Here is a 23518-nt window from a genome sequence, read left to right as displayed (position 1 = left end):
CCGCAGGCTATTCGGGAATGGTGGCCACCGCGTCTATCTCCACCAGCGCGCCCGGGCGGCCGTGCGCGGCGGTCGTGATGACCGTGATGGCGGTGCGATGATCACCCCATACCGCCCGTGACGCGGCGAAGCCCGCTTGGGCGTCGACGCCGTTGACGATGTAGATATTGAGTTTCACCACATGCTCGGGATCGGTTCCGGCAGCGGCCAATACGGCCAGTACATTGCGCATCGCCTGTCGGGTCTGCGCCTCGATGCCCTCCAGCATGACGCCGTCGCCATCGGTGCCGAGCTGGCCGCCGACGTACAGCGTCCGGCCCGCGGGTGCGATCACGCCCTGGGTGAACGCCGGGTTGTAGTGCAGCTCTTCGGGATCGAGATGGATCGCCGCCGCGGTCATCGGACGCCCGCCGCGGCATCGGTGTGCAGGTAGAGATCGCGCAGCAGCGAGACCTCCGAAAGATGGTGGATCAGTTCACGATTGATGTGCAGCACCAGTGCTGCCATCGGCAGTTCGGGGAAGGGCTCCTTCGAGCCGACCGGGGTGCGCAGTTCGGCCTCGCTGAGCCCCTTCACCCCTGCCAGCCAGACGTCGACCTGGGTCTCCAACTGCTTCAAGGCATCCGCCGCACTTCCGGCGTACTCCCAATCGTCGTAGGAGGCCGCGGGCGCACCGAAATGCACGGCATTACGCGCGGCCAGCACGCCGACGATCACATGCCCGAGCCGCCACGCGATGGTGGTGAAGGGTGCGGGCGTCGGGGTGGGGATGGCGTAGTCGATGGTGAAGTCGCCCGCCCCGGCCTGCACGGGTGCGGTGGAACTCCCCCGCTCCCGCACACTCCACGCCTCGGGCACCGGTGACCAGAAGTATTCGTGATCGGTGAGCCCGGTCAGCCGGGCACGAATCTGATTCTCCCAATGCCACTCCCATTGCTCGCGCAATGTCTGATTCCAGTCGAATTCGTTCGTATCCATGACAGCCACCCTCGCACCGATAGCGGACAGATCCGGTCCGCTATCTTAGACACGATGGGCGGTATGAACGAGGGATCCGAGGGCGAGCGCGGCACCACCGAGCGCGTCCTCACACTCCTGGGACTGCTGCAGCAGCGGCAGGTCTGGACCGGTCCCGAACTGGCCGGGCGTCTCGGTGTCACGCCGCGCACGGTCCGCCGCGATGTCGACCGGCTGCGCGCGCTCGGCTACCCCGTGCACGCCAGCCAGGGCGTCGGCGGCGGCTACCAGCTGGGGCGCGGTCAAGATTTGCCACCGCTGCTGCTCGATGACGAGGAGGCGATAGTCACCGCCGTCTCGCTACTGCTCGGCGCGGGCGGTGCGCTCACGGGTGCGGGCGACGCCGCACTGCGCGCGCTCACCAAACTGGATCGGGTGCTTCCCGTCCGGCTCCGGCAACAGGTCCAAACCCTCACCGGCGCAATCGATTCCTTCGACGGCGGCCGCACCCCGATCGACCCCGACGTCCTGATGACGCTCGCACGAGCCTGCCGGGATCACCTCGAAGCCGCGTTCGAGTACCCCTCGTCCTCCGCGACCGGGCCCCGCCGGGTCGAGCCGTACCGCCTCGTCGCCTCCGATCGCCGCTGGTATCTGCTCGCCTACGACCTCGATCGCGCGGACTGGCGCACCTTCCGGGTGGACCGCATGACCGCGGTCGCGTCCCGAACCTGGCGCTTCCGGCCGCGCCCCGCGCCCGATCCGGCTCCGTACGTCCAGGAAGCCGTGACCACCCGCGCCTACCCCGAACAAGCGGGCTTCCTGGTCCATGCCCCCGCTGACACCGTTCGCGCACAGGTGCCGCCCTCGGCGGCCTCGGTACATCCACGGGATCGGGACACCTGTGAATTGCGCAGTGGCGCAGCCAATCTCGATGCCGTCCTCATGCATGTGGCGATGCTGGGCCACGATTTCGAGGTCCTGTACCCGCCGGAACTCACCGCCCGTTGCGAGTCTCTCGCGGCCACTCTCCGATCGGCCGGGCGCGGCAGCGGGTCGCCCTCCACGTCCGATTTGCCCGAAAGTAACTGAAATCAATGTTGACTACGGGATTTTCAGTCTGCGAGATCGGTTGACCCGCAAATATGTTGCGGGTGAGGACATTTGAAATCGGCTTCGTCACGACACGCGGTCGCAGTGGGGTTGCGAGGCGTCAAGTGCTCTAATCTCCGATCCCGTGCATGTGGGCAGAAATGATCGCATCGCCGAGGTCTTGATCCTCGGGGCCGGACCGGCCGGGTTGGTACTCGGCAATATTCTGCAGGGCGCGGGGATCGATTCGGTGATCCTCGAGCGCGGCAGCCGTGCGCATATCGAACAGCGGGCGAGGGCCGGATTCCTCGCGCCCGAAAGCGTCGCGGTGCTGCGCGAGTACGGGCTCGACGATGGGCTGCGCACGCGCGGGCGCACCCACGATTCCTGCGAATTCCGCACTACCGCAGGGCGGTTCGAACTTTCGTACGGCGCTCTGGGTCGGCGCGAAGTGCATACCGTGTATCCGCAGCAGGATCTGGTGACCGATCTGGTCGCCGAATACCTGCGCCGCGGCGGCGAGCTGCGCTGTGAGACCACCGCGCAGCAGCTCGGCGACCTGCGCGGCGATCTGCCGTGGGTGCTCGCGCGCACGCTGGAAGGCGTCGAAAACCGGCTCGGCGCAAGCTATGTCGCCGGGTGCGACGGTGCGCGGGGGCTGGCCCGCAAGACCTTCAACGCGCCCAGCTCGACCTGCGAATACGACATCACCTGGCTGGCACTGCTGGCCCAGGCCCCGCCGACCACGGACACCGTCGTCTACGGCGTGCACCGGGACGGCTTCGCCGGGCAGATGCCGCGCGGGCCGGAGGTGACCCGCTACTACCTCCAGTGCGATCCGCACGATGATCCGCTGCACTGGAGTGAGCAGCGGATCTGGGATTCGCTCGCAACGCGATTGGACGCGGGCCGATACGGACCGCTGCGGGCAGGGCCCATTTTCGAGCGCGGTCTGGTGCGGCTGCGCTCGGAGATCCTGGATCCGATTCAGCAGGGCCGGTTGTTCCTGGCCGGTGACGCGGCATCCTCGATCAGCCCGTCGGCCGCCAAGGGCGCGAACCTGGCCATTCTCGGCGCGCGCACGCTGGCGCGAGCCTTCATAGCGGCGCTGCGCGGCGGTGATACCGCTGCGCTGCAACGCTATTCGGCCGAATGTGTGCCGCGTATCCGGCGCGCGCACGAGTTCTCGCACTGGATGATCAATCTGCTGCACCCTCCTGTCGGCCCGAACCCGGCCTTCGAGCGCGATCTCCAGCAGGCCCGCCTGCACAGCCTCGCCACCTCGCGCACCCATCAGGACTTCTTCGCGGAGAACTACGTCGGCATCTGAATACAGGAGGACGCGTGACCCGTTCGCTGGCTGTACCCCTTCGTATCGAAACAACCGACCGCGAAAGAATCACGGAGGCAGTGGAGTTCGTCAGAACGCATGACACCGGCCAGGTGCTGGCCGCGATGCTGCCCGATCTGACGGTCGCCGAACACGCCGCCATCGCCGCGCACTGCCGGTTCGCGCACACCGCGGTCCTGATCTTCCCGGAGGAACCGCGGGCGATCGACGCGCTGTTCGCCGAGCATGACCTCGCCGTGGTCTCGGCGGGCCCCAGCACGGTGGTGCGCCGCCGCCTGGCCATCCGGCACGGCCTGTCGGACGAGCGGCTGCCGGTGCACATCTACCGGGCCGCGTTACCGGCTCTCGATGGAACTCCCTGTGAGATAGAGCTTTTCGCACTCGAGAACGCGCCGGAGGAGGTGGCGGCCGCCGAACGCGTCACCGGGGCCGAATCCCATCTGGCCATGGCCACCGGGGCCATCGACGAAATCACCCTGACCGGTCTGCGCGCACTGTTCACCGGCCGGGGCCGGATGCGTGCCGACGGCGGCGGCTACAACCCGCACGAGGACACCACCATCCTCTACTTCGCGTGCACCGGTGCGCGCACCCAGCCGTACCGGCGACTGGAACTGCATGTCGCCGGGCATCAACCGCAGGTGCTGAGCACTCACACCCTCGAATCCGAGGGCCCGGCACAGCGTTTGCTCCGACAGCTGACCGGTGCGTGGGCCACCCAGGCCCTCGCGGTCGCCGCCGAACACGGCATCGCGGACCATATCGCCGCCGCCCCCGGCGTCCCACTCGCCGAACTGGCCACCCGCACCGGCACCGACTGCGGTGCGCTGACCCGGCTCATGCGCTATCTGCTCGACCTCGAGGTGGTGGAACCCGCGGGCGCGGGCTACGCCCTCACCGATACCGGCGCACTGCTAGCCCACGGCCACGAGCACTCACTGAATTCCCTTGCGCGCCTGTACGGTGGCGCGTTCTACGAATCCTTCGGCGCCCTCGACTACGCCATTCGCACCGGCCACACCGCATTCGACGAACATTTCGGCCAGCACCATTTCGACTACTTCACCGCCGATCCGGACCGCGCCGAACTCTTCGACAGCGCCATGGCCGCCAGCGCCGCGATCTTCGGTCACGTGGGCCACCTGATCGACACCTCCACCGCCGACACGGTCATCGACGTGGGCGGCGGCAACGGCGAACTCCTGGCCCGAGTCCTGTCCGCGAACCCCCGCCTGCGCGGCACCCTCTTCGAACGCGCCACCACCCTGGACCGCGCCCGCACCACCCTGCTCCGCGAAAACTGCTTCGACCGCTGTCACCTGGTCCCCGGCGACTTCTTCACCACCCCGCTACCCCCCGCCGCCGATATCTACCTGCTCTCCAGAGTCCTGCACGACTGGAACGACACCGACTGCCGCACCATCCTGCACAACTGCGCCACCGCCATGACCCCCACCTCACACCTCTACATCATCGAAAGACTCCTCCCCGAAGACAATTCCCCCTCCCTCGTCCCCGCCTGGGACATCCACATGCTCTGCAACGTAGGCGGCCGCGAACGCACCCCCACCCATTACCGAGATCTGGCTATATCGGTCAACCTCGAAGTGACCGAATGCCACGACCTCCCCTTGGGTTTCGCGCTTCTGAAGGTGCGTAAGCGGGCCTAGAACACCTGACAATGCGCCGGTGCCAATGGGACGTCAACGACGTCCCTGGTATCCGGCGCATTCCGCTTCAGGCCGAATGTTCCTGTCACGTGGCGTTATTGCCCGGAATGATCGGCATTGGTACCGGGTCGGGATCAGTTGGGTTCGACGTCGGCGAAGTCGTTGATCCAGCGGTGTGGGGGGCGGGGCGGGTTGGGTTCGCCGGGGCGCGATACGCCGATGGCTTGCCAGCCCGCCGCTACCGCGGCATCGAGTTCGTCCGGATGGTCGGAGAGAAACAGGATGCTTTCGGCGGGGACTCCGATTGCGCCTGCGATCTTTTCGTAGGACGAGGCTTCGCGCTTCGGGCCCGCGGTGGTCAGGTCGAAATGACCGGTGATCAATGGGGAGAGGTCGCCGGGGCGGGCGTAGGCGAACCAATCCTTTTGATTGCGGACCGAACCCGAGGAGTAGATGTAGAGCTCGAGGCCGGATTCGCGCCAGGCGCGGAGCATCGGGGGGACGTCGGGGAAGAATTCGCCATAGAGGGAACCGTTGCGGAAACCCTCGGCGCAGATGATGCCCTGGGCTGCCTTGAGCGGTTCGGCTTTCACGTCCGTGTTCAGCCAGTTGATCAGGATCGCCGCCACCTCGGCGACCGACGCGTCCGGCTGTTCGGCCAGCGCGCGGGTTTCGGCGATGATCGAATCCGCCGCTCCCCCGGTGTTTTCCGCGAGCCAGTCCGGGAGCCGGTCACGGGTGTACCCGTACAGCTCCTCGCGGACCGAACTCGTCGGGCTGGTGGTTCCCTCGATATCGAGGACGATGACATTGATCATGCCGGGAGCAATTCGTCGAGGGTCGGGAAGCCGCCGGAGATCTTATCGCCGGTGAAATCGCCGATCCAGCCGTCTTCCTCCTCGAAGAACCGCACGGCCACGAATTCCGGCTCGGTGCCCATATCGAACCAGTGCAGGGTGCCCGCCGGAACCGAGACGAGATCGCCCGCGGTGCAGACGGTCGCGAGCACCTCATCACCGAGATGCAGATAGAAGCAGCCCTGTCCGGCGGCGAAGAAACGCACTTCGTCCTCGGCGTGCCGATGCTCGTCCAGGAACTTGGTGCGCGCGGCGACGGCCTTGGCGGGCCATTCCGGATCATTCGCATCGGGGTGAATCCGCGCCACATCGATGAACTTGAAGCGGCCGTCCGCATTCAATTCCTCGATGCGCGACTGGTATTCGGCCAGCAGGTCCTCGGTCGAGGTCGCGGCGTCGAAACCGTCGAACAGCGACCAGCGCTCGAAGGTGATGCCGCGCTTACCGAGTTCGGCGGCGATCACCGCGTCATCGGTGGTGCGCAGCTTGACATCGGCGGAGTCCTGATCGGACATGATCTGCAGCAGAGTCATCGGTATTCCTTCCTCGGAACTAATTCTCGCGCACCGGCAGCTCGCGGAGACCGGTCAAGGTGACCAGCTCGCACATGGCCTCGAGGCATTCGGCGCGGTCGCGGGCCTGCGCCAGCGTCGCACCCCATGCCGTAATGCCATGCCCGGCAATGAACAACACCGGCGGAGCGTCGGGATGTTCGTTCAAATACTTCTCGATATCCGCGCCGATCTGCGGGACATCGGCGTGATTCGGGAAAACCGGAATGTCGATGAGATCGGGACGGGTACCGCCCAATCCCTTGATGAGCTCGTATCCGGTGAAACGCACGGGCTGCACATCGGCACCGGCTGCAATGATCGACAGTGCGGTGGCGTGCGGCGGATGCACATGCACGACCGCGGTCGACTCGGTGGTCCGGTAGACGGCGGTGTGAATCGTGGTCTCGGCGGACGGCTTTCGCCCGGTCGCCGACAGCGGCGCGGAATCCGCGACCGCCACCGTCACGGTGTCGTTCTCGGCCAGCTCACCCTTGGACAGCCCGCTCGCGGTCACCACGGCCGTATCGCCCTGGCGCACCGAGATATTGCCCGCGGTGCCGGGCATCCAGCCATTGGCGTAGAGCCCGCGCGCGATGGCCGCGATCTCCCGCCCGGCATCGAGTGCCGGATTGCCGAGCACGCCATTTTCGGTGACAACGGCGGTCACCAACTCCGGCGGCGTCACATCGAACGCGGGATTGAACGTCGGCGTCCCCTCGGGAGCCGTTGTCACACCACCGAATCCGGTGACCTCACCCGAAGCCCGCTGTTCCACCACGATGTCGCTGCCGCGCGCGGTCGCCACATCCCGGGTCGATTCCGGCGCGACCACGATGAACGGAATCCCATGCCGCTCGGCCGCGATGGCCAGCATGTAGGTACCGATCTTGTTCGCCACCGATCCATCCGCGGTGATGCGATCCGCGCCGACCATGACCGCGTCCACACCCTCGGTCGCCATCGCCCAGGCGGCGGCGGAATCGATGGTGAGCCGATGCGGAATCCCGGCCTCGGCCATCTCCCACGCGGTCAACCGCGCACCCTGCAACAGCGGACGCGTCTCGTCCACAATCACTTCCGCGAGCGCACCGCGCTGATGCAGCACGTTCAAAGCGCCGATGGCGGTGCCCACCGCGGTGGTCGCGAGCCGTCCGGTATTGCAGTGCGTGAGAATCCGCAACGGCCGATCCGCGCACAGTCGCTGCACCAGATCGGCGGCGTGCGTGGCGGCGGCCAGATTCACCCGGCCGTCCTCGGCCAGCATTTCCAGCGCCTCATCGAGTACGGCCTGCGCACCGTTCGGCAGCTGCGCCAGCGCCCGCTTCACACCCCACGCGAGATTGACGGCGGTCGGCCGGGCATCGGCGATGCGCGCCGATTCCGCTTCAACCAGTTCGGTATTCACCACACCGTCGACCGTGGCGGCCTGCGCCGCGATCACCACACCGAACGCCCCCGACACGCCGATGGCCGGAGCGCCGCGAATCGCCAGCGATTTAATGGCGTCGATGAGATCGTCGACCGTGGTGATCCGCAATTCCCGCAGCTCCTGCGGTAGTGCGCGCTGATCGATGGTGACCAGGGCACCGTCGACCCACTCGATCGAACTCGTCGCCATCTATCGTCTGTCCTCTCGCTGACTCCGGCGCGACCCGCGACCGGCACACGCCCACCGTATCGAACACGGATCGCCGCGTGACCGGCAGGTTTCAGATCACCGGAATCCGAATCATCGCGATCGGCACACCCATCGGGAGCAAGGATCGGCGAGTCCTGCCAGGTGGGATCACACCGTTACCTTCTCGTGTTCTTCGGGCATACCGCGCTACCATTGCGGTATGGCGAGAGAACGTCGCACCCGAAAGATCACCGTGACGGTGCCGGAGGAGATCGCCGCGACCCTGGACGATTGGCGCAGCCGGGGTCGTATCGAATCGATTTCGGCATTCGTGGCGGAGTCCGTGAAGAACCGCGTCGACCGCGCCGAATCCCTGGCTCGTATCGAGCAGGTCTTCGGCGGCCGCCCACCCCTGGATCTGATCAATCGCGCCCGAGCCGTGCAGGGCCTGCCTCCATTACCCGAGGAGGATGTCAACGGCGACCACGCCGGCGCGGCATGACCTCCCCCGGCGCCACCCTCGGCGGCGTCGTCTTCGATACCGCCGCGCTGACCGCGTGGGCGCATCGGGTCGCCTATGTGCAATCGGTGGTGTGGGCCACCGCGGACGCCGGGCACACCATCGTCATCCCGGCCACCGCGCTGGCCGCGGCGCGTGCGCTCATCCCGCCGGGACGGCATGACATTCTGACCGTCCTGCTGGATCTGCCGAATACGGTCATCCAGCCGCTGGACCGCCCGGCGAGTGATCAGCTCGGCGCGGCCCTGGCCGATCGTTTCGACGCCGATGCGCTCATCCCGGCCGGGCACGCGACCATCGAAGCGGTGAGCCGGGATTGGCCCTGTCTCACCGACCGCCCCGACACCCTCCGCAAACTCGACCCGCGCATTCAGACCGACACCCTGCCCTGACACTCGGATCTGGATCGTTGCGCTACCGCTAACTGGTCCCGGGATCGATCAGTCGATAGCCGACGCCCCGTAGCGTTTCAATGGTGTTCTGCCCGAACGGCGCATCGATCTTCTTGCGCAGATAGCCGACGTACACCTCGACCACATTCTCCGGTCCGGTGTAGTGCGCATCCCAGACATTGCGCAGGATCTCGGCCTTGGTGAGCGCGATTCCCCGGTGCCGCATCAGGAACTCCAGCAGCGCGAATTCCCTTGGCGTGAGCGTCAATTCGGTCTCGCCGTAGCGCACCAGCCGCCGCGCGGGATCGAGCGTCAGCGCACCCGCCGCCAAGATCGACGGCTGCTGCGGGGCTCGCCTGCGCAGCAGGGCGCGCAGGCGAGCGATCAGCACCACGAAGGAGAACGGCTTCGTCAGATAGTCGTCCGCGCCCAGATCGAGCGCATCGGCCTGTTCGTAATCGCCGTCCTTGGCCGTGAGCATCAGCACCGGCGTGGCCACATCGCGCTGCCGCAATCGGCGCAGCACCTCGTACCCGCTCAATCCCGGCAACATGATGTCGAGCACGATCACATCGAAATCGTCCTCGGTCGCCAACCACAGCCCGTCGGTCCCGGTGTGAGCGAGCTGCACCACGAAACCCTCCAGCTCGAGACCGCGCGCAATGGTCCGCGCCAGGCGCTCCTCGTCTTCCACCACCAGCACTCGCACCGCCCAAGCATGCACCAGGTGATGCGGACCTCCCGCAATCGGCGTGTGTTCTCAACATCCTCTCAGCGGGTTCGTGACATGGTCGAAGGATGTCCTCCGCAGCTACCTCTAAGCAAATGGAGTCATCGGCGGTATTCACGCGGCCGAAACCGCCGCGTCCGGCCGCGCTCGGCGTACTGATCGCCTTGGGGTTGGCGGTCCTGACATTGACCATCGCGGTGCTGGCGCATCCGGACCCGCTCGGACCGGATGCGAGCTGGATGCGATGGTTTGTCGAGCATCGCGGTGATACCGCGACTTCGCTCGCCAAGGGCATCAGCATGCTCGGCGGCACCGCGGCCATGACCTTGCTCGCGGCGGTCGCGTACGCGGTATTGCTCTGGGGAAGGCAATGGGAGACAGCGATTTTCGTCGCGGTCACCGGGCTCGGCGCGGGTGCGCTGGTCTACTTCGGCAAACTGCTGATCGCGCGCCCGCGCCCGCCGCTGGCCGATCGGCTGGTGGTCGAGACCAATCACTCCTATCCGTCGGGGCACGCCCTGGGGTCGATCGTCGTGGTCGGCGTGGTGGCACTGCTGGCAGCGCGGGTGCTGCACGGTGTGTGGCGGGCGCTGTTGCTGACCGTCGCGGCGCTGTTCGTCGTGGGCGTCGGGGTATCCCGCATCTATCTCGGGGTGCACTGGCCGACCGATGTCTTCGCCGGATGGGTGTTCGGCATCCTGTGGTTGAGCCTGTGCTTCACCTTCGAGCCCGTGCTCGCCGAGCGCTGCCGGGCCGTGCTGGCGCGCGCCGCGCGGAACTGAACCGGTGAATCAGGCGCGCCCCAGCGCGAGGGTGACATTGTGGCCGCCGAATCCGAATGAATTGCTGAGCGCGTAATCGAAACTCTGCGCACGCGGCGCACCGGCGACGATATCGAGCGGGGTTTCCGCATCGCCCTGCTCGAAATTCAGTGTGGGAGGCACGATCTGCTCTTCCAGCGTGCGCAGCGTGAGAATCGCCTCCAGCGCGCCGACCGCGCCGATGGAATGTCCGAGCGCCGACTTCGGCGCGTACACCGAGGCATTCGGCGCGACCGCCGTGATGGCATTGGCCTCGGAGGCATCCCCGACCGGGGTCGAGGTGGCATGTGCGTTGATATGCCGGATATCGGCCGCCGACAATCCCGCGGTGCCGATCGCCTTGCGCATGGCCCGCGCGGCCCCATCGCCATCGGGCGCGGTGCCGGTGATGTGATACCCGTCCGAGGTGATGCCCGCCCCGAGCACGCGCCCGAGTATCCGCGCACCCCGCGCGCGTGCGTGCGCCTCGGATTCCAGCACCACCATCGCCCCGCCTTCGCCGAAGACGAACCCGTCGCGATCCTTGTCGAAAGGCCGTGAGGCGCGCGCGGGTTCGTCATTGCGGGTGCTCATGGCCCGCATCATGGCGAAGCTGGCGATCGGCACCGCGTCGATATGCCCTTCCACGCCGCCCGCGACCACCACATCGGCCTCACCGGTGGCGATCAGCCGCCAACCGTGCGCGATGGCTTCCGCCCCCGACGCGCATGCCGAAACCGGCGCGTACACACCGCCTTTCGCGCCGATCTCCAAGCCGACGGTGGCGGCCGATCCATTCGGCATCACCATGGGCACCGTCATGGGCGGCACCTTGCGATAGCCCCCGGCGCGCATGGCGTCGACCGCGTGCACCAGCGATTCGCCGCCGCCGAGCCCGGTTCCCACCGCGACCGCGAGTCGTTCGGGATCGATCTCGGGCGTTCCGGCCTCCTGCCAGACCTGTCGGCTCAGTACCAGCGCGAGCTGCTGGACGAACGACATCCTGCGCTGCTCGATTCGGGTCAGCTGTTCCCCTGGCTGATTGGTCAGCCGTCCGCCGATCCGCACCGGCAGTTGATTCTCGGCTACGAAATCGTCTGTGAGCGTGGCGATTCCGCTCTCCCCCGCCAGTAGTCGCCGCCAGGTCGTATCCAGATCCGGCCCGAGGCAGGTGGTGGCCGCCATCGCGGTAACCACGACATTGCGAGTTTCTGTACCAGTTGCTACACCCATGCCGACATGGATACCTGTACCGTCCGCTACAGTCAACCCGTGCCCCGCCCCCTCGACCACGCTCGTCGCGCCGAACTCCTCGCCGGTGTCATCGCCTACATCGCCGAACGCGGCCTGGCCGAACTCTCCCTGCGCCCCCTCGCGGAGTATCTGGGCACCAGCTCCCGCATGCTCATCCACTATTTCGGCACCAAAGAGCAGATGTTGATCGCCGCATTGGAAACCCAGCGTCCCGACATTCCGGCCCTCTTCTCGGGCATCGATGATCCGGAAGTCCTCAAATCCCGTATGGCCCAGTCGTTCACGATGAGCACGACCTGCCCCGGATCGATCAGCATGAGCGTCCTGCTCCAGGTGCTCGGCGCGGCCACCGTCCCCGGTAGCCCGTTCACCGACTACGCCACCGACGCGGTCCGCGTCCTGGTGTCCGCCATGACGGACACCCTCATTCGCATCGACCCTGCCATCGACGACCCGGAAGCCGCGGCGACCCTGTTGATCTCCGGCATGCGCGGCATCATCACCGACTGGTGGATCACCGGCGATACCGATCGCATCGCCCGGTCGGTGAATCGGCTTGTGAATCAGGCTCTCTGAAGCGTCCCCGTCAGCGTCCCGCCCGGCCGCTCACTGCTGTAACCGGCGGATCGATCCGCGTGCACACCGAGTGTTGCCAGCTTCCCGTTATCGGTGCAGTCGCTCCCATCGACGAGCCGAAACGCGAAGGTCAACTCGTTCTGAGTGCCGTAGATCATCCGCCCGATGCTCTCGCATCGATTCCCCGATCCCTGTTCGGTGGCGACGGCGTTCACGACCTCTTCGCCGCCCTTGCCCGATCGGATGGTGAAGACCAGATCGAAACTCCCGGCTCCCGTCACCACCCCGGTCCATTCCCCCAGAAACGCTCTCGGCACGGCCCAGACGGCCGCCGCGGGTGTCGTATCCGCGGGCAGGTCGACACCGGAGGTTGCCGTCGTACTCGTTGGTGACGCCCCATTCGATTGGCAGCCAACCATTCCCGCGCCCATCGCGATGATCGCGACGGCGACGGCCACACCCCGCCTCATGCTCCGATTTTAGTTCCGGCGCGTCCCCTAGGCTGCGGGTATGCCGATGGAACAGCGATTGATCGACACGGTGGCGTGGGTGCGGATCGAGAATGGGCGGATCCTCTGCGCGCGGCCCAAGGGTAAGGACGTCTTCTATATCCCGGGTGGCAAGCGGGAAGGCGCGGAGACCGATCCGCAGACCCTGCTGCGCGAGATCGAGGAGGAGCTGACGGTCGCACTGCTGCCGGAATCCGTTGTGCACGTTGGCACTTACGAGGCGGAGATTCCCGATGCCATCGTGCGAATGGCCTGCTACACCGCCGACTACACCGGTACGCTCGCCGTCAGCAGCGAGATAGAGGAGACGGCCTGGTTCACCTATGCCGATCGCCCGCATGTTCCGCCGGTCGACCAGTTGTTATTCGACGATCTGCTGGCCGATGGCCTGCTCGCCGCACATCCCGATTCCACTAACTAGAACATGTTCTTGACATGTCGCAGTGGTTGGTCGTCCGGAGACTGGTCTCAATGTAGAACATGTTCTAGTGTGATGGGCAGAACATTCCAGTGCCGGGAAGTTAGAGGAGCCCCCACCACATGCGTACCGAGATCTGCGACCGCCTGGGCATCGATGTCCCCATCTTCGCGTTCACCCACTGCCGCGATGTGGCCGCCGCGGTCAGCAATGCGGGCGGCCTGGGCGTGCTCGGCGCGGTCGGCTTCACCGCTGAACAGCTCGAGGTCGAACTGGCCTGGCTCGATGAGCATGTCACCGGCGTGTACGGCGTCGACCTGGTCATCCCCTCCAAGTACGAGGGCAAGGGCGTCGAGGGCCTGAGCCCGGAGGAGCTGGAAGCCCAACTGGCCAAGCTGGTTCCGCAGGGCCACCGCGATTTCGCCGAGAAGATCCTCGAGGATCACGGCGTCCCGCACCTGCCCGAGGACGAGCGGCACAATCAGCTGCTGGGCTGGACCGCCACCACCGTCGCCCCGCAGATCGAGGTCATCCTCAAGCATCCCAAGGCCAAGCTGGTCGCCAACGCGCTGGGCACCCCGCCCGATGACGTGATCAAGACGATCCAGGACTCCGGCCGCCTCATCGGCGCGCTGTGCGGTTCGGTCAAGCACGCGCTCAACCACAAGAACGCCGGACTCGACTTCGTCGTCATGCAGGGCACCGAGGGCGGCGGCCACTGCGGCGAGATCGCCTCGATGGTGCTGTGGCCGCAGGTCGTCGATGCGATCGGCGATATGCCCGCGCTCGCCGCCGGCGGTATCGGCAACGGCCGTCAGGTCGCGGCCGCACTGGCCATGGGCGCGCAGGGCGCGTGGACCGGTTCGCTGTGGCTGACCGTGGAGGAGGCCAATGTGCCGCCCGCGCAGATGCAGACCTACGTCGACGCCACCAGCTCGGACACCGTGCGCTCGCGGTCCTGGACCGGTAAGCCGTGCCGCATGCTCAAGAACGACTGGACCGAGGCGTGGGATCGCGAGGACACCCCGAACCCGCTGGGCATGCCACTGCAGATGATGGTCGCGCTCGACGGCGTCAAGCGCGGGCACCGCTATCCCGAGGCCGCCAAGGACGTGAACTTCAACCCGGTGGGCCAGGTTGTCGGTCAGCTCAACAAGATCGAGCGTTCCACCGATGTGGTGCAGCGCCTCATCCAGGAGTACCTGGAGGCGTGTGAGCGCCTGAACAAGCTCAACAACGCCTAGCGACACCCGAATTCGCCGCGTCGACCTTGGTGTCGGCGCGGCTTTTTCATGCGCGTGAGAAGTGCCGCGCGACAGCGCTTCCGCGAGTCGCCCCGGCGTGTCGCCCGAAACCCGCTGCAACCGCGTTGTTCTCGACCCCCGTCTACCCCACTATGTAGGTAGCGCCGCGTTCGCCGACAACCGCTGCTCACGCAGCGATGTGACACGCGTCTCCGAACCGCCGGTGCGACTTGCTGTTTCGGGTCCAGGATTGCGACGGTGTTCGAATCATGCTGAAAAAGAAGCCTTCGCGCCGAATCCTCGGGACCGTCGTGTCCGTCGGCATCGTCCTCGTGCTCATCATCGCCGCCGCGCTGCTCGAGAATATGGGCGGTTCGAAGAGCTCCACCACCTCCACCCCGCCCGCGCCGCCGCGCGGCGGGCCGGTGGCATCGGCGGCCGAAATCAACGGCCTGCTACCGAAATTGAAGGTGTCCAATGAGTTGCCGATGACCGGATACGAGCGGGATCGGTTCCCGCACTGGGATACCGAGAAGCCCGAACACGGTTTCGGTGACGCGTTCGCCAAGTACAGCCGCTGCACCACCCGCGAGGTCATGCTGCTGCGCGATGCGGTCGGCACGGTCACCCTGGATCCCGCGACGTGCAAGTTCACCATCGGCAAGGATTCGGGCTGGCGGGATCAGTACGGTGTGCCGGACAAGAAGACCAACGGCCTCAAGCCGTACAAATTCATCACCGATTCGGCGGGCGTCGACATCGATCACATTGTCGCCCTGGCCGAAGCGTGGCGTTCGGGCGCGGCCAAGTGGGATGACGATCATCGCCGCGCCGTCGCCAATGACGCGCTGAACCTCGCGCCCTCGGACCCGACGGCCAACCGTTCCAAGGGCGACCAGGACCCGTCGACCTATATCCCGCCCGGCAATTTCCGGTGTGGCTATATCGCCCGCTATATCCAGGTCAAGATAAAGTACGACCTGAACGTCGATTCCAAGGAGCAAGCCGCGATTCAGACCGCGGTCAAGGACTGCATCGACAGAGGAGAGTTCAAATAGTCGACATCGTCGAAATTCGCACCGAGGCAGCCGTCATGACCCAGGAAGAGGGCACGGTTTCCGGGGATCTCGATGTCACGCTGGACTATTCGGGTAAAGGTCTGGTCCGGTACCGCGGCACCGCCACCTGGTACACCATCGGCAACCTCGAGGACACCCCACCCCGATCCTGGTCCGCGGTAGAGGATTTGGCGGGCGCGATCGAACAGGAAGCCGACGGCCGCGACTCCTTCGGAAACGTCATTCCCTTCGAAGCCTGACGGCCGCCCGCTCCTTTCGCGAATCAGCCCTGGACGGACGCCAGTGCCTCGGCGCGCTGCTTGAGCCCATCGGTCATGCCGCCGAAGCCCTTGCGCATTGCGCCGCCCAGCACCGCGCTCACCAGAATGCTCAGCGGGCCATTCAACTCGAAATGCGAGGTGTACCGCGTGCGGCCGTCCTCGAGCGGAATGACATTGTGCTGCCGCAGGCTGTTCAACAGGCCCGGGACCGGTTTCATGTTGTAACTGAATTCCTTGCCCGGGGTATGGGTTCGGATGTATTCGCGCTGCTGGCGGGGTTTCGAGCCGAGTAGCCGCACCTGCATATCGATCGGGGTGCCGGGTTCGAGGGTGGTCTGGCAGGAGGGGACGAAGGGGTTCCACTCGCCGTATTTGGCCACATCGGTGAGCACCTGCCACACCAGTTCGGCGGGTGCGTCGATCTCCACGCTGTTGTCGATGACAAGGGTCATGGGGGAACCATACTGAAACGCGTTCCAGTACTCGGGGTGAGTACCCCCGTAGAGGTAGGCGCGGGTCATTCTCTGAGGCGATTCGGCGGCGCGCGGGCGACTCTAGGGTCGAGCGATGACGGAACGGCCGGCGGTCCCGCGCCTGATCGAGTTGGACGCGCTGCGCGGATTCGCGCTCGGCGGAATCCTTTTGGTGAACATCACGGTGATGTCCGATCCGGGCGGCTTCGGCGACGGCTCCGCGATCACGGTGCTGGAAGCGTTCTTCCACAACAAGTTCTACGTCCTGTTCTCCTTCCTGTTCGGCTACTCGCTGACCATGCAATTCCGGTCCGCCGCACGGGCGGGCGTCAGCGCGCGGGCTCGCACGGTGCGGCGCTGCCTGGCCCTGATGGTCATCGGCGCACTGCACGCGGTGTTCTTCTTCACCGGGGACGTACTGTTCGGATACGGCGCGATCGGCCTGGTGCTGTTGCTGCTCAGCGGATTGCGACCGCGCAGAGCGTTGCAGGTCGCGGGCGCGATATTCGCCGTCTGCGTCATCGTGATGACGGTCCTTGGCCTGCTCGCCTCCGGCGGCTCTTCCGAAACCGATGCCGCCGAACATGATCGGCTGCTGGGGATCATGCGGGCGGGCTGGGGCGCTGCCGCCCGCCTGCGCTGGGAGGAGTTCAGCGGCAACCTGCCGCTCTTCGTCGTCTACGGACTGATCAACATTCTGCCCCTGTTCCTGGTCGGCCTCGCCGCGGGAAAGGCCAGAGTCCTGGAAGAACCCGACCGCTACCTCCCCTACCTTCCCCGGATTCAATGGATCGGTTTCGGTGTGGGACTTCCGGTCTCGATCGTCGCGGCACTCACCCACTGGCCGCCGCTGGCGGGTCCGGTCACGGTCGCCGACCCACTGCTATCGGCCGCGTACGCGGCGACGCTGCTGCGCATCCTGCACGCTCGCCCGCGGGTGGCCGATATCTTCGCTCCCGCGGGCAAGATCGCCGCCACCACCTACATCAGCCAGTCGATCATCACCTCGATCATCTTCACCGGCTACGGCCTGGCCCTGGCGGGCAAGCTTTCCGATTGGACGGTTCTGGCCATAGCCGTTGCCATCTACCTCACCCAGCTCGCCGCGGCTCGAATCTGGGTGCGCCATCACAGATACGGCCCGCTCGAATGGCTACTACGCAAAGCCACCTATGGCCCGACGCCGGTCACGGACAGAGAGCATGGGAGATGAGGGCGGTGACATCGGGCTTCTGGTCGGGAGCGGCGGTCATGGCGATGGTGAAGGCTCGGCCTTCCTTGGTGCCGCCGGTAATGGTGATGTATCCGGCTATGCCACCGGTATGGCCGAAGTATTCAGCGCCGCACGGTAGTTGGGTGTGCCCGATGCCCAGGGCGTAGCGCATGTTGCCGTCCTCGGGCATGGGGGAATCACTGGTCAGCATTTGATTGAGCTCGGGGGCGGCCACGATACGACCCGCGAGCAGCGCCAGGTAGAAGCGATTGAGATCCGCTCCGGTCGACACCAGCGCACCCGCCACCCACGGCACCGAAGGTTCGGAACGGGACGCATCGGTCAGGACGCCGTCGATCATGGCGTACCCGTGCGGATGCGGGCCGCGGATATCGAGTTCGCCGGTGGGCGGGAGGTAGGTGTCGGCGAGCTGGTTCGGACCGGTGATGCGTCCGGCCAGCTCCTCGGAATATGCCCTGCCGGTGACCTTTTCGACGAGCATCCCGGCGACGATGTAATTGGTGTTGGTGTACTTGTACTGCGTGCCCGGTGCGAATTGCGCGGGCATGCGCAGGGCGATCGCGATTTCTTCCGCGGGCGTATAGATGCGCCCTTCCAGGGCGGCGCGGTATTCGTCGATCCGCGGGTCATCGGTCAGCTCCGGCAATCCACTGCGATGCTGGAGCATTTGGCGGACGGTGATGGTGCGACCGTCCACGCCCTGCCCGGTGAGCAGTCCGGGCAGGTAGGTATCGATGGGTTCATCGAGCCGAACCTTGCCCTCACCGACCAGCTGCATGATGATCGCCGCCACAAACGTTTTGGAGATGCTGCCGACCCGGGTCTGCTGCGGCGGAGTCATGGGAATCGGCGCGCCGGTGGCCCGATCGGCGACGCCCGAGGTGAGCGTCACCGTCTGCCCGCCCTCGGTGAGCGTGGCGATCACACCGGGCACGCCCCCGTGCACTATCGCGTCGATATCCTTGCGCACCTGGTCGACTCGACTCGGCGACACCTCGATCGGTGTCGTCGTGACGACCTTGGGTGAGTTATCGCCGCTGACGCTGCTGCAGCCCGCCACCGCAAGGAGTCCGAAAGCGGTCACGATCGGCATGATTCGCATAGTTCGACCGTAGGGGCCGGGTTGCGCCCGGACCATCGGGACAACCCCTGAGTCCGGCCCTGAGATGTACCGGGGCGACACCCGCCTCCGGTCGGATGCGCGGGTGCCGCCGATGCGAATCAGGCGGCCGGCCGCGGCAGTCGTGCGGCCAGACCGACGATTCCGGCAGCGACAGCAGCACCGGCGATGACGTACCAGCCGCGCTGGAACGCCTCCAGCGTCGCGTCCGGTCCGGCCGGGGTGCCGAGCACCGCGACCAGAATCGCCACCCCGATGGCCAATCCCAGCTGACGCGCCATGCTCAATACCGCTGAGCCGGTGGCGAATCGCTGCGGCGGCAACCCGGCGGTGCCGGTGGCGAAGCTGGTCGGCAGGGTGAGACCGACGCCGAGTCCGGTCAGCAGCATGCCCCCGAGCAGACCGCCCGCGAAGTTCGGCGTCAGCGTGACAGACACTGTCCACCATAGGATTCCGGCCGCGAACAGCACGCCGCCGAGCAGGATCACCGGCCCCGCGCCGAGCTTGGCGATGACCTTTCCGGCCAGCACCGCCACGATCGGCACCACCAGCGGCCCGGGTGCGATGGCAAGACCGGTCTGGAGCGCCGACCACCCCCACACGTTCTGCGCCCACAGCACCACCGAGAGCAGCATGCCCGCGAAGGCGATATTGAACAGCATCGAATTGCCCACCATGAGAGCGAAATTCGGCAGCCGCAGCAGTGCGGGATCCACCACCGGACTGTGATGCCGCCGCGACGACAGCACGAAAGCGAGCCCGAAAACGAACGCCGCGACCAGTCCCCCGATCACCCCGGCCGAACCCCAGCCCCAATCCTCGCCCTTCACCAGCGCCAGGATCAGCGCCGCCACCGAGGCGACCAGCATGAGCGCGCCGAACCCGTCGGGCAGCGCACCGCCGTCACCGGCCGGATTCGGCAGCAGCCGCCAGCCGACGACCAGCGCCGCGAGCCCGATCGGCACATTCACCAGAAACACCCAGCGCCAATCGATTTCGACGAGCAACCCGCCCAATACCGGACCCAGCGCCGCGCCGAGACCGCCGAACGCGACCCACAGTCGCACCGCCATGGCGCGGCGCTCCGGCGGAGTCGCCGCCAGTACCAGCCCGAGCGAGGCCGGGGTGAGCATCGCGCCGCCGATGGCCTGCACCACCCGGAAACCCACCAGCGCGCCGGTATTCCAGGCCACCGCGCACAGCGCCGAACCGAGAATGAACAGACCGAGCCCGACCAGGAAGGTGGTGCGGTTCCCGCCGCGATCACCCAATCGCCCGGCGGGCACCAGCAGCGCCGCGAACACGATGGCGTAGGCGTTCAGCACCCAGGACAGTCCGGAGATATGCGAGCCACTGAAGTCCGCGGCGATCTCGGGCAGCGCCACGTTCACGATGAACAGATCCAGGCTGGACAGCAGTACGCCGATCGCGACGATGCCCAGCACCAGCCGCGAATCGACGGTCTTGCGGTCCTGTTCGGCTACAGCGGTATTCACGCTCGTTCCCCTGTCGGTCGCCGGGTTCCGGTGTCCTGACCGTGGCTGGATTCGCCACGGCTGCGGCCGGGAGGGCCAGTGAGTTGCATCATGAAACGCACCATAGCCGGGTGAGTTCTTTCAAGCAACCGACTATGGTGGAGGTATGCGCCGAACCAGCTTCGAGGACATGAACTGCTCCATCGCCCAGTGCCTGGAAGCCGTCGGCGAATGGTGGACACTGCTGATCGTCCGCGACGCGCTCTTCGGCGTCACCCGGTTCGACGACTTCCGCTCACGCCTGGGAATCGCCCGCAATGTCCTCACCCAGCGCCTGGAATACCTTGTGGCGCAAGACATCATCACGCGCGAGCCGTACCAGGAGAACCCGCCGCGCTACGACTACCGGCTCACCGAGAAGGGCCGCGCGCTCTGGACGGTCATCGCCGCCATGCGCCAGTGGGGCGACACCTTCGCAGCCCCGGACGGCCCGCCGATCGAGACCGTGCACAGGGGCTGCGGCCACACCATGACCGTCGAACCGGTCTGCTCATCCTGCGGCGAGCACGTACAGCGCCGCGACCTGCGACTACAGCTCGGCCCCGGCGCGCGAACCCCGGACCTCCTGCCGACTACGGGGCGGTGAGCATCGCCCGGCGAACCGATCGTCGGAGGCGGCGGAGCGCGAAGGACGGTACCGCCGGACTTACTTCACCGAGATGGCGAGGTCCGCGACACCCAGGGCGCGGGCGATGCCCTCGGCCTCGGCGGATAGTTCCGACACGGGCGCTGGGGCGTCGTCGAACATCGAGACGATGAGGTCGGTGCCCGAGATCTCCCAGGTTCCGGCGATGCGGCCGTCGATCAGGACCAGCGGGGAGATCCACCCCGCGGTGCGGCTCACCTTGGCGCGATGTTCGGCGGAAAGCAGTGCGGTATCGGCGGTTCCGGGGCCGAGAACGTATTGATCGAACGCGCCCAGCAGCCGCACGGAGTGTGCGGATTCGGTGGTGGCCAGAGCTTCGGCGTGTTCGGTGAGGATGTATCCCTTGCGCCCCTCGACCTCGATTTCGGTGATCCGGTCGCCCATTTCGGCGAACCAGCGGCGCAGCACAGGCTTCTTGATATTGCCGCGCGAGAGCCAGGCGTCGAAGGTTTCCGGTGCGGCGGGACCGTATGCCCCGAGATACGCCGCGATGACCTCGGGTGCGGCGGCATCGGGATCCGGAATCCCCTTCCAGCCGGGAATCAGATGCGCGGGGCTGGCGAAGGTGATCGAATTGCCGTCGGCGGGACCGTGGCACAGCGCGCCCTGCCAGGCCAGCGGTTTGAGCACCGAGCCCCAGCCGGAGCGCAATTGCTCGCCGAGCGGGTGGAACCGGGGTTCGGCGACGATCGCGGACACCAACTCATCGCGCGACAGGATCGCTCCGTCGAGGATCTCCCCCACCGCGTCGACCAGTGCCGCGACATCCTGTGGGGTCGCACCGTAAACCTTTGTCCAGGAAGGCTTTTCCCAGGTGCGGGCCGAACCCATGAGCGATAGCGCCCCGGCCGCGATATCAGGGGTGAGCGCGTGCAGGGTGCCGCGCATGGCCCAGGTCTTGACCAGTTTCCCATCCCCCAGCGCCTTGACCACCGCGCCGGGCTTACCCTTCGCGGTCCGGAGCGCCACGGCGGTTTCGGCCGCCGAAGTCACCTGCGCCTGTACCCCGGCCAATCGGCCCACCACCGTAACGGCATCTGCCCCATCGCGCGCGTCGATGAACTGCCGACTCATACGCCACGCGAACACCTGATCCCAGGAAACCCGCACCGCACCCACCTCTCGACGACACCGAAGCCGAGATCACCGTACGACCCCGCGCCGACATTCTCGTGAACGGCGGTACCGCGCGCACTCACGCTTCCCCATCTCCGCCGGACCGTGTCCCAACAATCTCTCGCCCGGCTGGCACGCGAACCGCGGGCCCCACACCGCGGTAGTCGTGAACTGCTGGTAACTCGGCGCGATGCCCAGAACGAGGGCGGTGCTGAGCCCGCCGGGTCGCCCGTGGAATTCGGCTGCCCCGGCGGGCGCGCTCAGCCCTCGATTCGAATCAGGCTGCGCGAGTGCGGGTTTCCCCGCGCCGGATCAGAGGCGTTCGATAATCGTGGCGTTGGCCAGCCCGCCCGCCTCGCACATGGTCATCAGGCCATAGCGCCCGCCGGTCTGCTCCAGATGGTTGAGCATCGTCGCCAGAATGCGCACCCCGGACGCGCCGAGCGGATGCCCGAGCGCGATCGCACCGCCGCGCGGGTTCAACTTGGCTGGATCCGCGCCGAGCTCATGCGCCCACACCAGCGGCACCGGCGCGAACGCCTCATTGACCTCGTAGGCGTCGATATCGTTGATGCTCAATCCCGCTCGCGCGAGCACCTTGCGGGTGGCCGGAATGACCGCGGTCAGCATGAGCAGCGGATCATCGCCGACCACCGCGAACGAGTGGAACCGCGCCCGTGCCTTCAGGCCGAGCTGATTCGCCTTCTCCTCGCTCATGATCAGTGCGGCGGACGAGCCGTCGGTGAGCGGTGACGAATTGCCCGGGGTGATCGACCAGTCGATCTCCGGAAAGCGAGCCTTGAACTCGGCGTCGGTGAACGCGGGCTTCAGCCCGGACAGCCCCTCGACCGAGGTGGTCGGCCGAATCGTCTCATCGGCGGTCAGCGTGCCCGCGGCGACGATCTCATTGTCGAACCCGCCGGAAGCCGCGGTGACAGCGGCCAATTGGTGCGACCGTGCCGCGAATTCATCGAGTGCGGCCCGATCGAACTTCCAGCGCGCGGCGATGATCTCGGCCGCGATGCCCTGCTGCACAAGCCCATTCGGGTACCGATGTGCCAGCGGTGCGCGATTGGCGTCCTTCCCCTGCGCATTGGAGAACATGGGCGCGCGCGACATGGATTCCACGCCACCGGCGATGGCGATGTCGTACGCCCCGGCGATCACGCCCTGCGCCGCGAAGTGCGCAGCCTGCTGGCTCGACCCGCACTGCCGGTCGACTGTGGTGGCCGGCACAGTTTCCGGGAATCCGGCCGCCAGTGCCGCCGTCCGGGAGATATTGAACGCCTGCTCACCCGATTGTGTGACGCAACCGCCGATCACATCATCGATCAGCGCCGGATCGATTCCGGTGCGCTCGACGAGCGTCTCCAGGACCCCGGCGAAGAGGGTCGCGGGATGCACTTCCGATAGTCCACCACCGGATTTCCCTTTTCCGGAGGGCGTGCGGACGACGTCGACTATGACGGCGGAAGTCATGGCTTCTCCTTGTTCGTACCTGCCTACCGGATGT

26 protein-coding genes are annotated in these 23518 nt (G+C 66.5%); 13 read left to right on the top strand and 13 right to left on the bottom strand.

Annotated elements, in window-relative coordinates:
- Positions 1–7: 7 nt before the first annotated feature.
- Together ACFC0O_RS39430 and ACFC0O_RS39425 are read right to left on the bottom strand one after the other, a co-directional pair.
- A complete protein-coding gene (locus tag ACFC0O_RS39430; protein ID WP_375967242.1) occupies positions 8–400 on the bottom strand; it encodes a RidA family protein in 393 nt (130 codons plus the stop codon).
- Entirely contained in the window at positions 397–978 is a 582-nt protein-coding gene (locus ACFC0O_RS39425; protein ID WP_375967240.1) for a DinB family protein, read from the bottom strand. Before ACFC0O_RS39425 ends, ACFC0O_RS39430 begins: the two co-directional genes overlap by 4 nt.
- Before the next feature lie 63 nt (positions 979–1041).
- Here ACFC0O_RS39425 and ACFC0O_RS39420 point away from each other — a divergent pair, with 63 nt between their 5' ends.
- From ACFC0O_RS39420 to ACFC0O_RS39410, 3 genes are all read left to right on the top strand, one after another.
- Entirely contained in the window at positions 1042–2049 is a 1008-nt protein-coding gene (locus ACFC0O_RS39420) for a helix-turn-helix transcriptional regulator (RefSeq protein WP_375967238.1), read from the top strand.
- A gap of 145 nt (positions 2050–2194) precedes the next feature.
- Positions 2195–3379 carry a 4-hydroxybenzoate 3-monooxygenase gene (locus ACFC0O_RS39415; protein ID WP_375967236.1) on the top strand — a complete coding sequence of 395 codons (1185 nt, stop codon included), beginning with the start codon at positions 2195–2197 and terminating at the stop codon, positions 3377–3379.
- Positions 3380–3459: 80 nt separating this feature from the next.
- Complete coding sequence (locus ACFC0O_RS39410; protein WP_375967234.1) at positions 3460–5070, top strand: methyltransferase; 1611 nt, start codon at positions 3460–3462, stop codon at positions 5068–5070.
- A gap of 134 nt (positions 5071–5204) precedes the next feature.
- Here the strand turns inward: ACFC0O_RS39410 and mtnC are convergent, their stop codons facing one another.
- The 3 genes from mtnC to mtnA are packed head-to-tail and all read right to left on the bottom strand — an operon-like array spanning position 5205 to position 8099.
- The gene (gene mtnC, locus ACFC0O_RS39405; RefSeq protein WP_375967232.1) at positions 5205–5888 is read right to left on the bottom strand and encodes an acireductone synthase; all 684 of its coding nucleotides are present in this window, start codon (positions 5886–5888) and stop codon (positions 5205–5207) included.
- Positions 5885–6460, bottom strand: a complete 576-nt coding sequence (locus tag ACFC0O_RS39400) for an acireductone dioxygenase (RefSeq protein WP_375967230.1) — start codon at positions 6458–6460, stop codon at positions 5885–5887. Before ACFC0O_RS39400 ends, mtnC begins: the two co-directional genes overlap by 4 nt.
- A 19-nt stretch (positions 6461–6479) precedes the next feature.
- On the bottom strand, positions 6480–8099 hold the full coding sequence (gene mtnA / locus ACFC0O_RS39395; protein WP_375967228.1) for an S-methyl-5-thioribose-1-phosphate isomerase: 1620 nt from the start codon (positions 8097–8099) through the stop codon (positions 6480–6482).
- A gap of 220 nt (positions 8100–8319) precedes the next feature.
- Here mtnA and ACFC0O_RS39390 point away from each other — a divergent pair, with 220 nt between their 5' ends.
- Both ACFC0O_RS39390 and ACFC0O_RS39385 read left to right on the top strand, forming a co-directional pair.
- Positions 8320–8601: a hypothetical protein gene (locus ACFC0O_RS39390; RefSeq protein WP_364634398.1), complete on the top strand. Its 282-nt coding sequence runs from the start codon at positions 8320–8322 to the stop codon at positions 8599–8601.
- Positions 8598–9011, top strand: a complete 414-nt coding sequence (locus ACFC0O_RS39385; RefSeq protein ID WP_364634401.1) for a hypothetical protein — start codon at positions 8598–8600, stop codon at positions 9009–9011. Before ACFC0O_RS39390 ends, ACFC0O_RS39385 begins: the two co-directional genes overlap by 4 nt.
- A gap of 28 nt (positions 9012–9039) precedes the next feature.
- Here the strand turns inward: ACFC0O_RS39385 and ACFC0O_RS39380 are convergent, their stop codons facing one another.
- Positions 9040–9720 (bottom strand): response regulator transcription factor, encoded by a 681-nt coding sequence (locus tag ACFC0O_RS39380; RefSeq protein ID WP_375967227.1) that lies wholly within the window; start codon positions 9718–9720, stop codon positions 9040–9042.
- Positions 9721–9809: 89 nt separating this feature from the next.
- On the opposite strand from ACFC0O_RS39380, the gene ACFC0O_RS39375 reads away from it, so the two are divergent.
- The gene (locus ACFC0O_RS39375; protein WP_375967225.1) at positions 9810–10523 is read left to right on the top strand and encodes a phosphatase PAP2 family protein; all 714 of its coding nucleotides are present in this window, start codon (positions 9810–9812) and stop codon (positions 10521–10523) included.
- 9 nt (positions 10524–10532) lie between these two features.
- Here ACFC0O_RS39375 and ACFC0O_RS39370 read toward each other — a convergent pair whose 3' ends face one another.
- A complete protein-coding gene (locus ACFC0O_RS39370) occupies positions 10533–11774 on the bottom strand; it encodes a KasA/KasB family beta-ketoacyl-ACP synthase (RefSeq protein WP_375967223.1) in 1242 nt (413 codons plus the stop codon).
- Between the two features lie 39 nt (positions 11775–11813).
- Here ACFC0O_RS39370 and ACFC0O_RS39365 point away from each other — a divergent pair, with 39 nt between their 5' ends.
- Complete coding sequence (locus ACFC0O_RS39365) at positions 11814–12371, top strand: TetR/AcrR family transcriptional regulator (RefSeq protein ID WP_364634410.1); 558 nt, start codon at positions 11814–11816, stop codon at positions 12369–12371.
- Here ACFC0O_RS39365 and ACFC0O_RS39360 read toward each other — a convergent pair.
- Positions 12359–12841 carry a hypothetical protein gene (locus ACFC0O_RS39360; RefSeq protein WP_375967221.1) on the bottom strand — a complete coding sequence of 161 codons (483 nt, stop codon included), beginning with the start codon at positions 12839–12841 and terminating at the stop codon, positions 12359–12361. The genes ACFC0O_RS39365 and ACFC0O_RS39360 overlap by 13 nt on opposite strands.
- Before the next feature lie 40 nt (positions 12842–12881).
- On the opposite strand from ACFC0O_RS39360, the gene ACFC0O_RS39355 reads away from it, so the two are divergent.
- The 4 genes from ACFC0O_RS39355 (at position 12882) to ACFC0O_RS39340 (ending at position 15860) form a co-directional block, all read left to right on the top strand.
- Positions 12882–13301, top strand: a complete 420-nt coding sequence (locus ACFC0O_RS39355; protein ID WP_375967219.1) for an NUDIX domain-containing protein — start codon at positions 12882–12884, stop codon at positions 13299–13301.
- Between the two features lie 119 nt (positions 13302–13420).
- Positions 13421–14542 (top strand): NAD(P)H-dependent flavin oxidoreductase, encoded by a 1122-nt coding sequence (locus ACFC0O_RS39350; protein ID WP_375967217.1) that lies wholly within the window; start codon positions 13421–13423, stop codon positions 14540–14542.
- A gap of 269 nt (positions 14543–14811) precedes the next feature.
- A complete protein-coding gene (locus ACFC0O_RS39345; protein ID WP_375967216.1) occupies positions 14812–15600 on the top strand; it encodes an HNH endonuclease family protein in 789 nt (262 codons plus the stop codon).
- A 35-nt stretch (positions 15601–15635) separates the two neighbouring features.
- On the top strand, positions 15636–15860 hold the full coding sequence (locus ACFC0O_RS39340) for a hypothetical protein (protein WP_364634424.1): 225 nt from the start codon (positions 15636–15638) through the stop codon (positions 15858–15860).
- A 23-nt stretch (positions 15861–15883) separates the two neighbouring features.
- Here the strand turns inward: ACFC0O_RS39340 and ACFC0O_RS39335 are convergent, their stop codons facing one another.
- Positions 15884–16333 (bottom strand): SRPBCC family protein, encoded by a 450-nt coding sequence (locus ACFC0O_RS39335; RefSeq protein ID WP_375967214.1) that lies wholly within the window; start codon positions 16331–16333, stop codon positions 15884–15886.
- Positions 16334–16448: 115 nt separating this feature from the next.
- Here ACFC0O_RS39335 and ACFC0O_RS39330 point away from each other — a divergent pair, with 115 nt between their 5' ends.
- Positions 16449–17567 carry a DUF418 domain-containing protein gene (locus tag ACFC0O_RS39330; RefSeq protein WP_375967212.1) on the top strand — a complete coding sequence of 373 codons (1119 nt, stop codon included), beginning with the start codon at positions 16449–16451 and terminating at the stop codon, positions 17565–17567.
- On the opposite strand, the gene ACFC0O_RS39325 is transcribed toward ACFC0O_RS39330, so the two are convergent.
- On the bottom strand, positions 17542–18690 hold the full coding sequence (locus tag ACFC0O_RS39325; RefSeq protein ID WP_375967211.1) for a serine hydrolase domain-containing protein: 1149 nt from the start codon (positions 18688–18690) through the stop codon (positions 17542–17544). The two genes, ACFC0O_RS39330 and ACFC0O_RS39325, sit on opposite strands and share 26 nt — an antisense overlap.
- Before the next feature lie 119 nt (positions 18691–18809).
- Positions 18810–20204 (bottom strand): MFS transporter, encoded by a 1395-nt coding sequence (locus tag ACFC0O_RS39320; protein WP_375967209.1) that lies wholly within the window; start codon positions 20202–20204, stop codon positions 18810–18812.
- A 145-nt stretch (positions 20205–20349) separates the two neighbouring features.
- On the opposite strand from ACFC0O_RS39320, the gene ACFC0O_RS39315 reads away from it, so the two are divergent.
- Complete coding sequence (locus ACFC0O_RS39315; protein WP_375967208.1) at positions 20350–20829, top strand: winged helix-turn-helix transcriptional regulator; 480 nt, start codon at positions 20350–20352, stop codon at positions 20827–20829.
- A 60-nt stretch (positions 20830–20889) separates the two neighbouring features.
- Here ACFC0O_RS39315 and ACFC0O_RS39310 read toward each other — a convergent pair whose 3' ends face one another.
- Positions 20890–21999, bottom strand: a complete 1110-nt coding sequence (locus tag ACFC0O_RS39310; protein WP_375967206.1) for a winged helix DNA-binding domain-containing protein — start codon at positions 21997–21999, stop codon at positions 20890–20892.
- A gap of 318 nt (positions 22000–22317) precedes the next feature.
- Entirely contained in the window at positions 22318–23484 is a 1167-nt protein-coding gene (locus ACFC0O_RS39305) for a thiolase family protein (protein ID WP_375967204.1), read from the bottom strand.
- Positions 23485–23518: the final 34 nt, after the last annotated feature.

This window comes from Nocardia sp. NPDC056100 (genome assembly GCF_042266325.1).
GTDB lineage: Bacteria > Actinomycetota > Actinomycetes > Mycobacteriales > Mycobacteriaceae > Nocardia.
The sequence above is the reverse complement of the archived record's forward strand: the minus strand, read 5'-3'. Positions and strand labels throughout refer to the sequence as shown.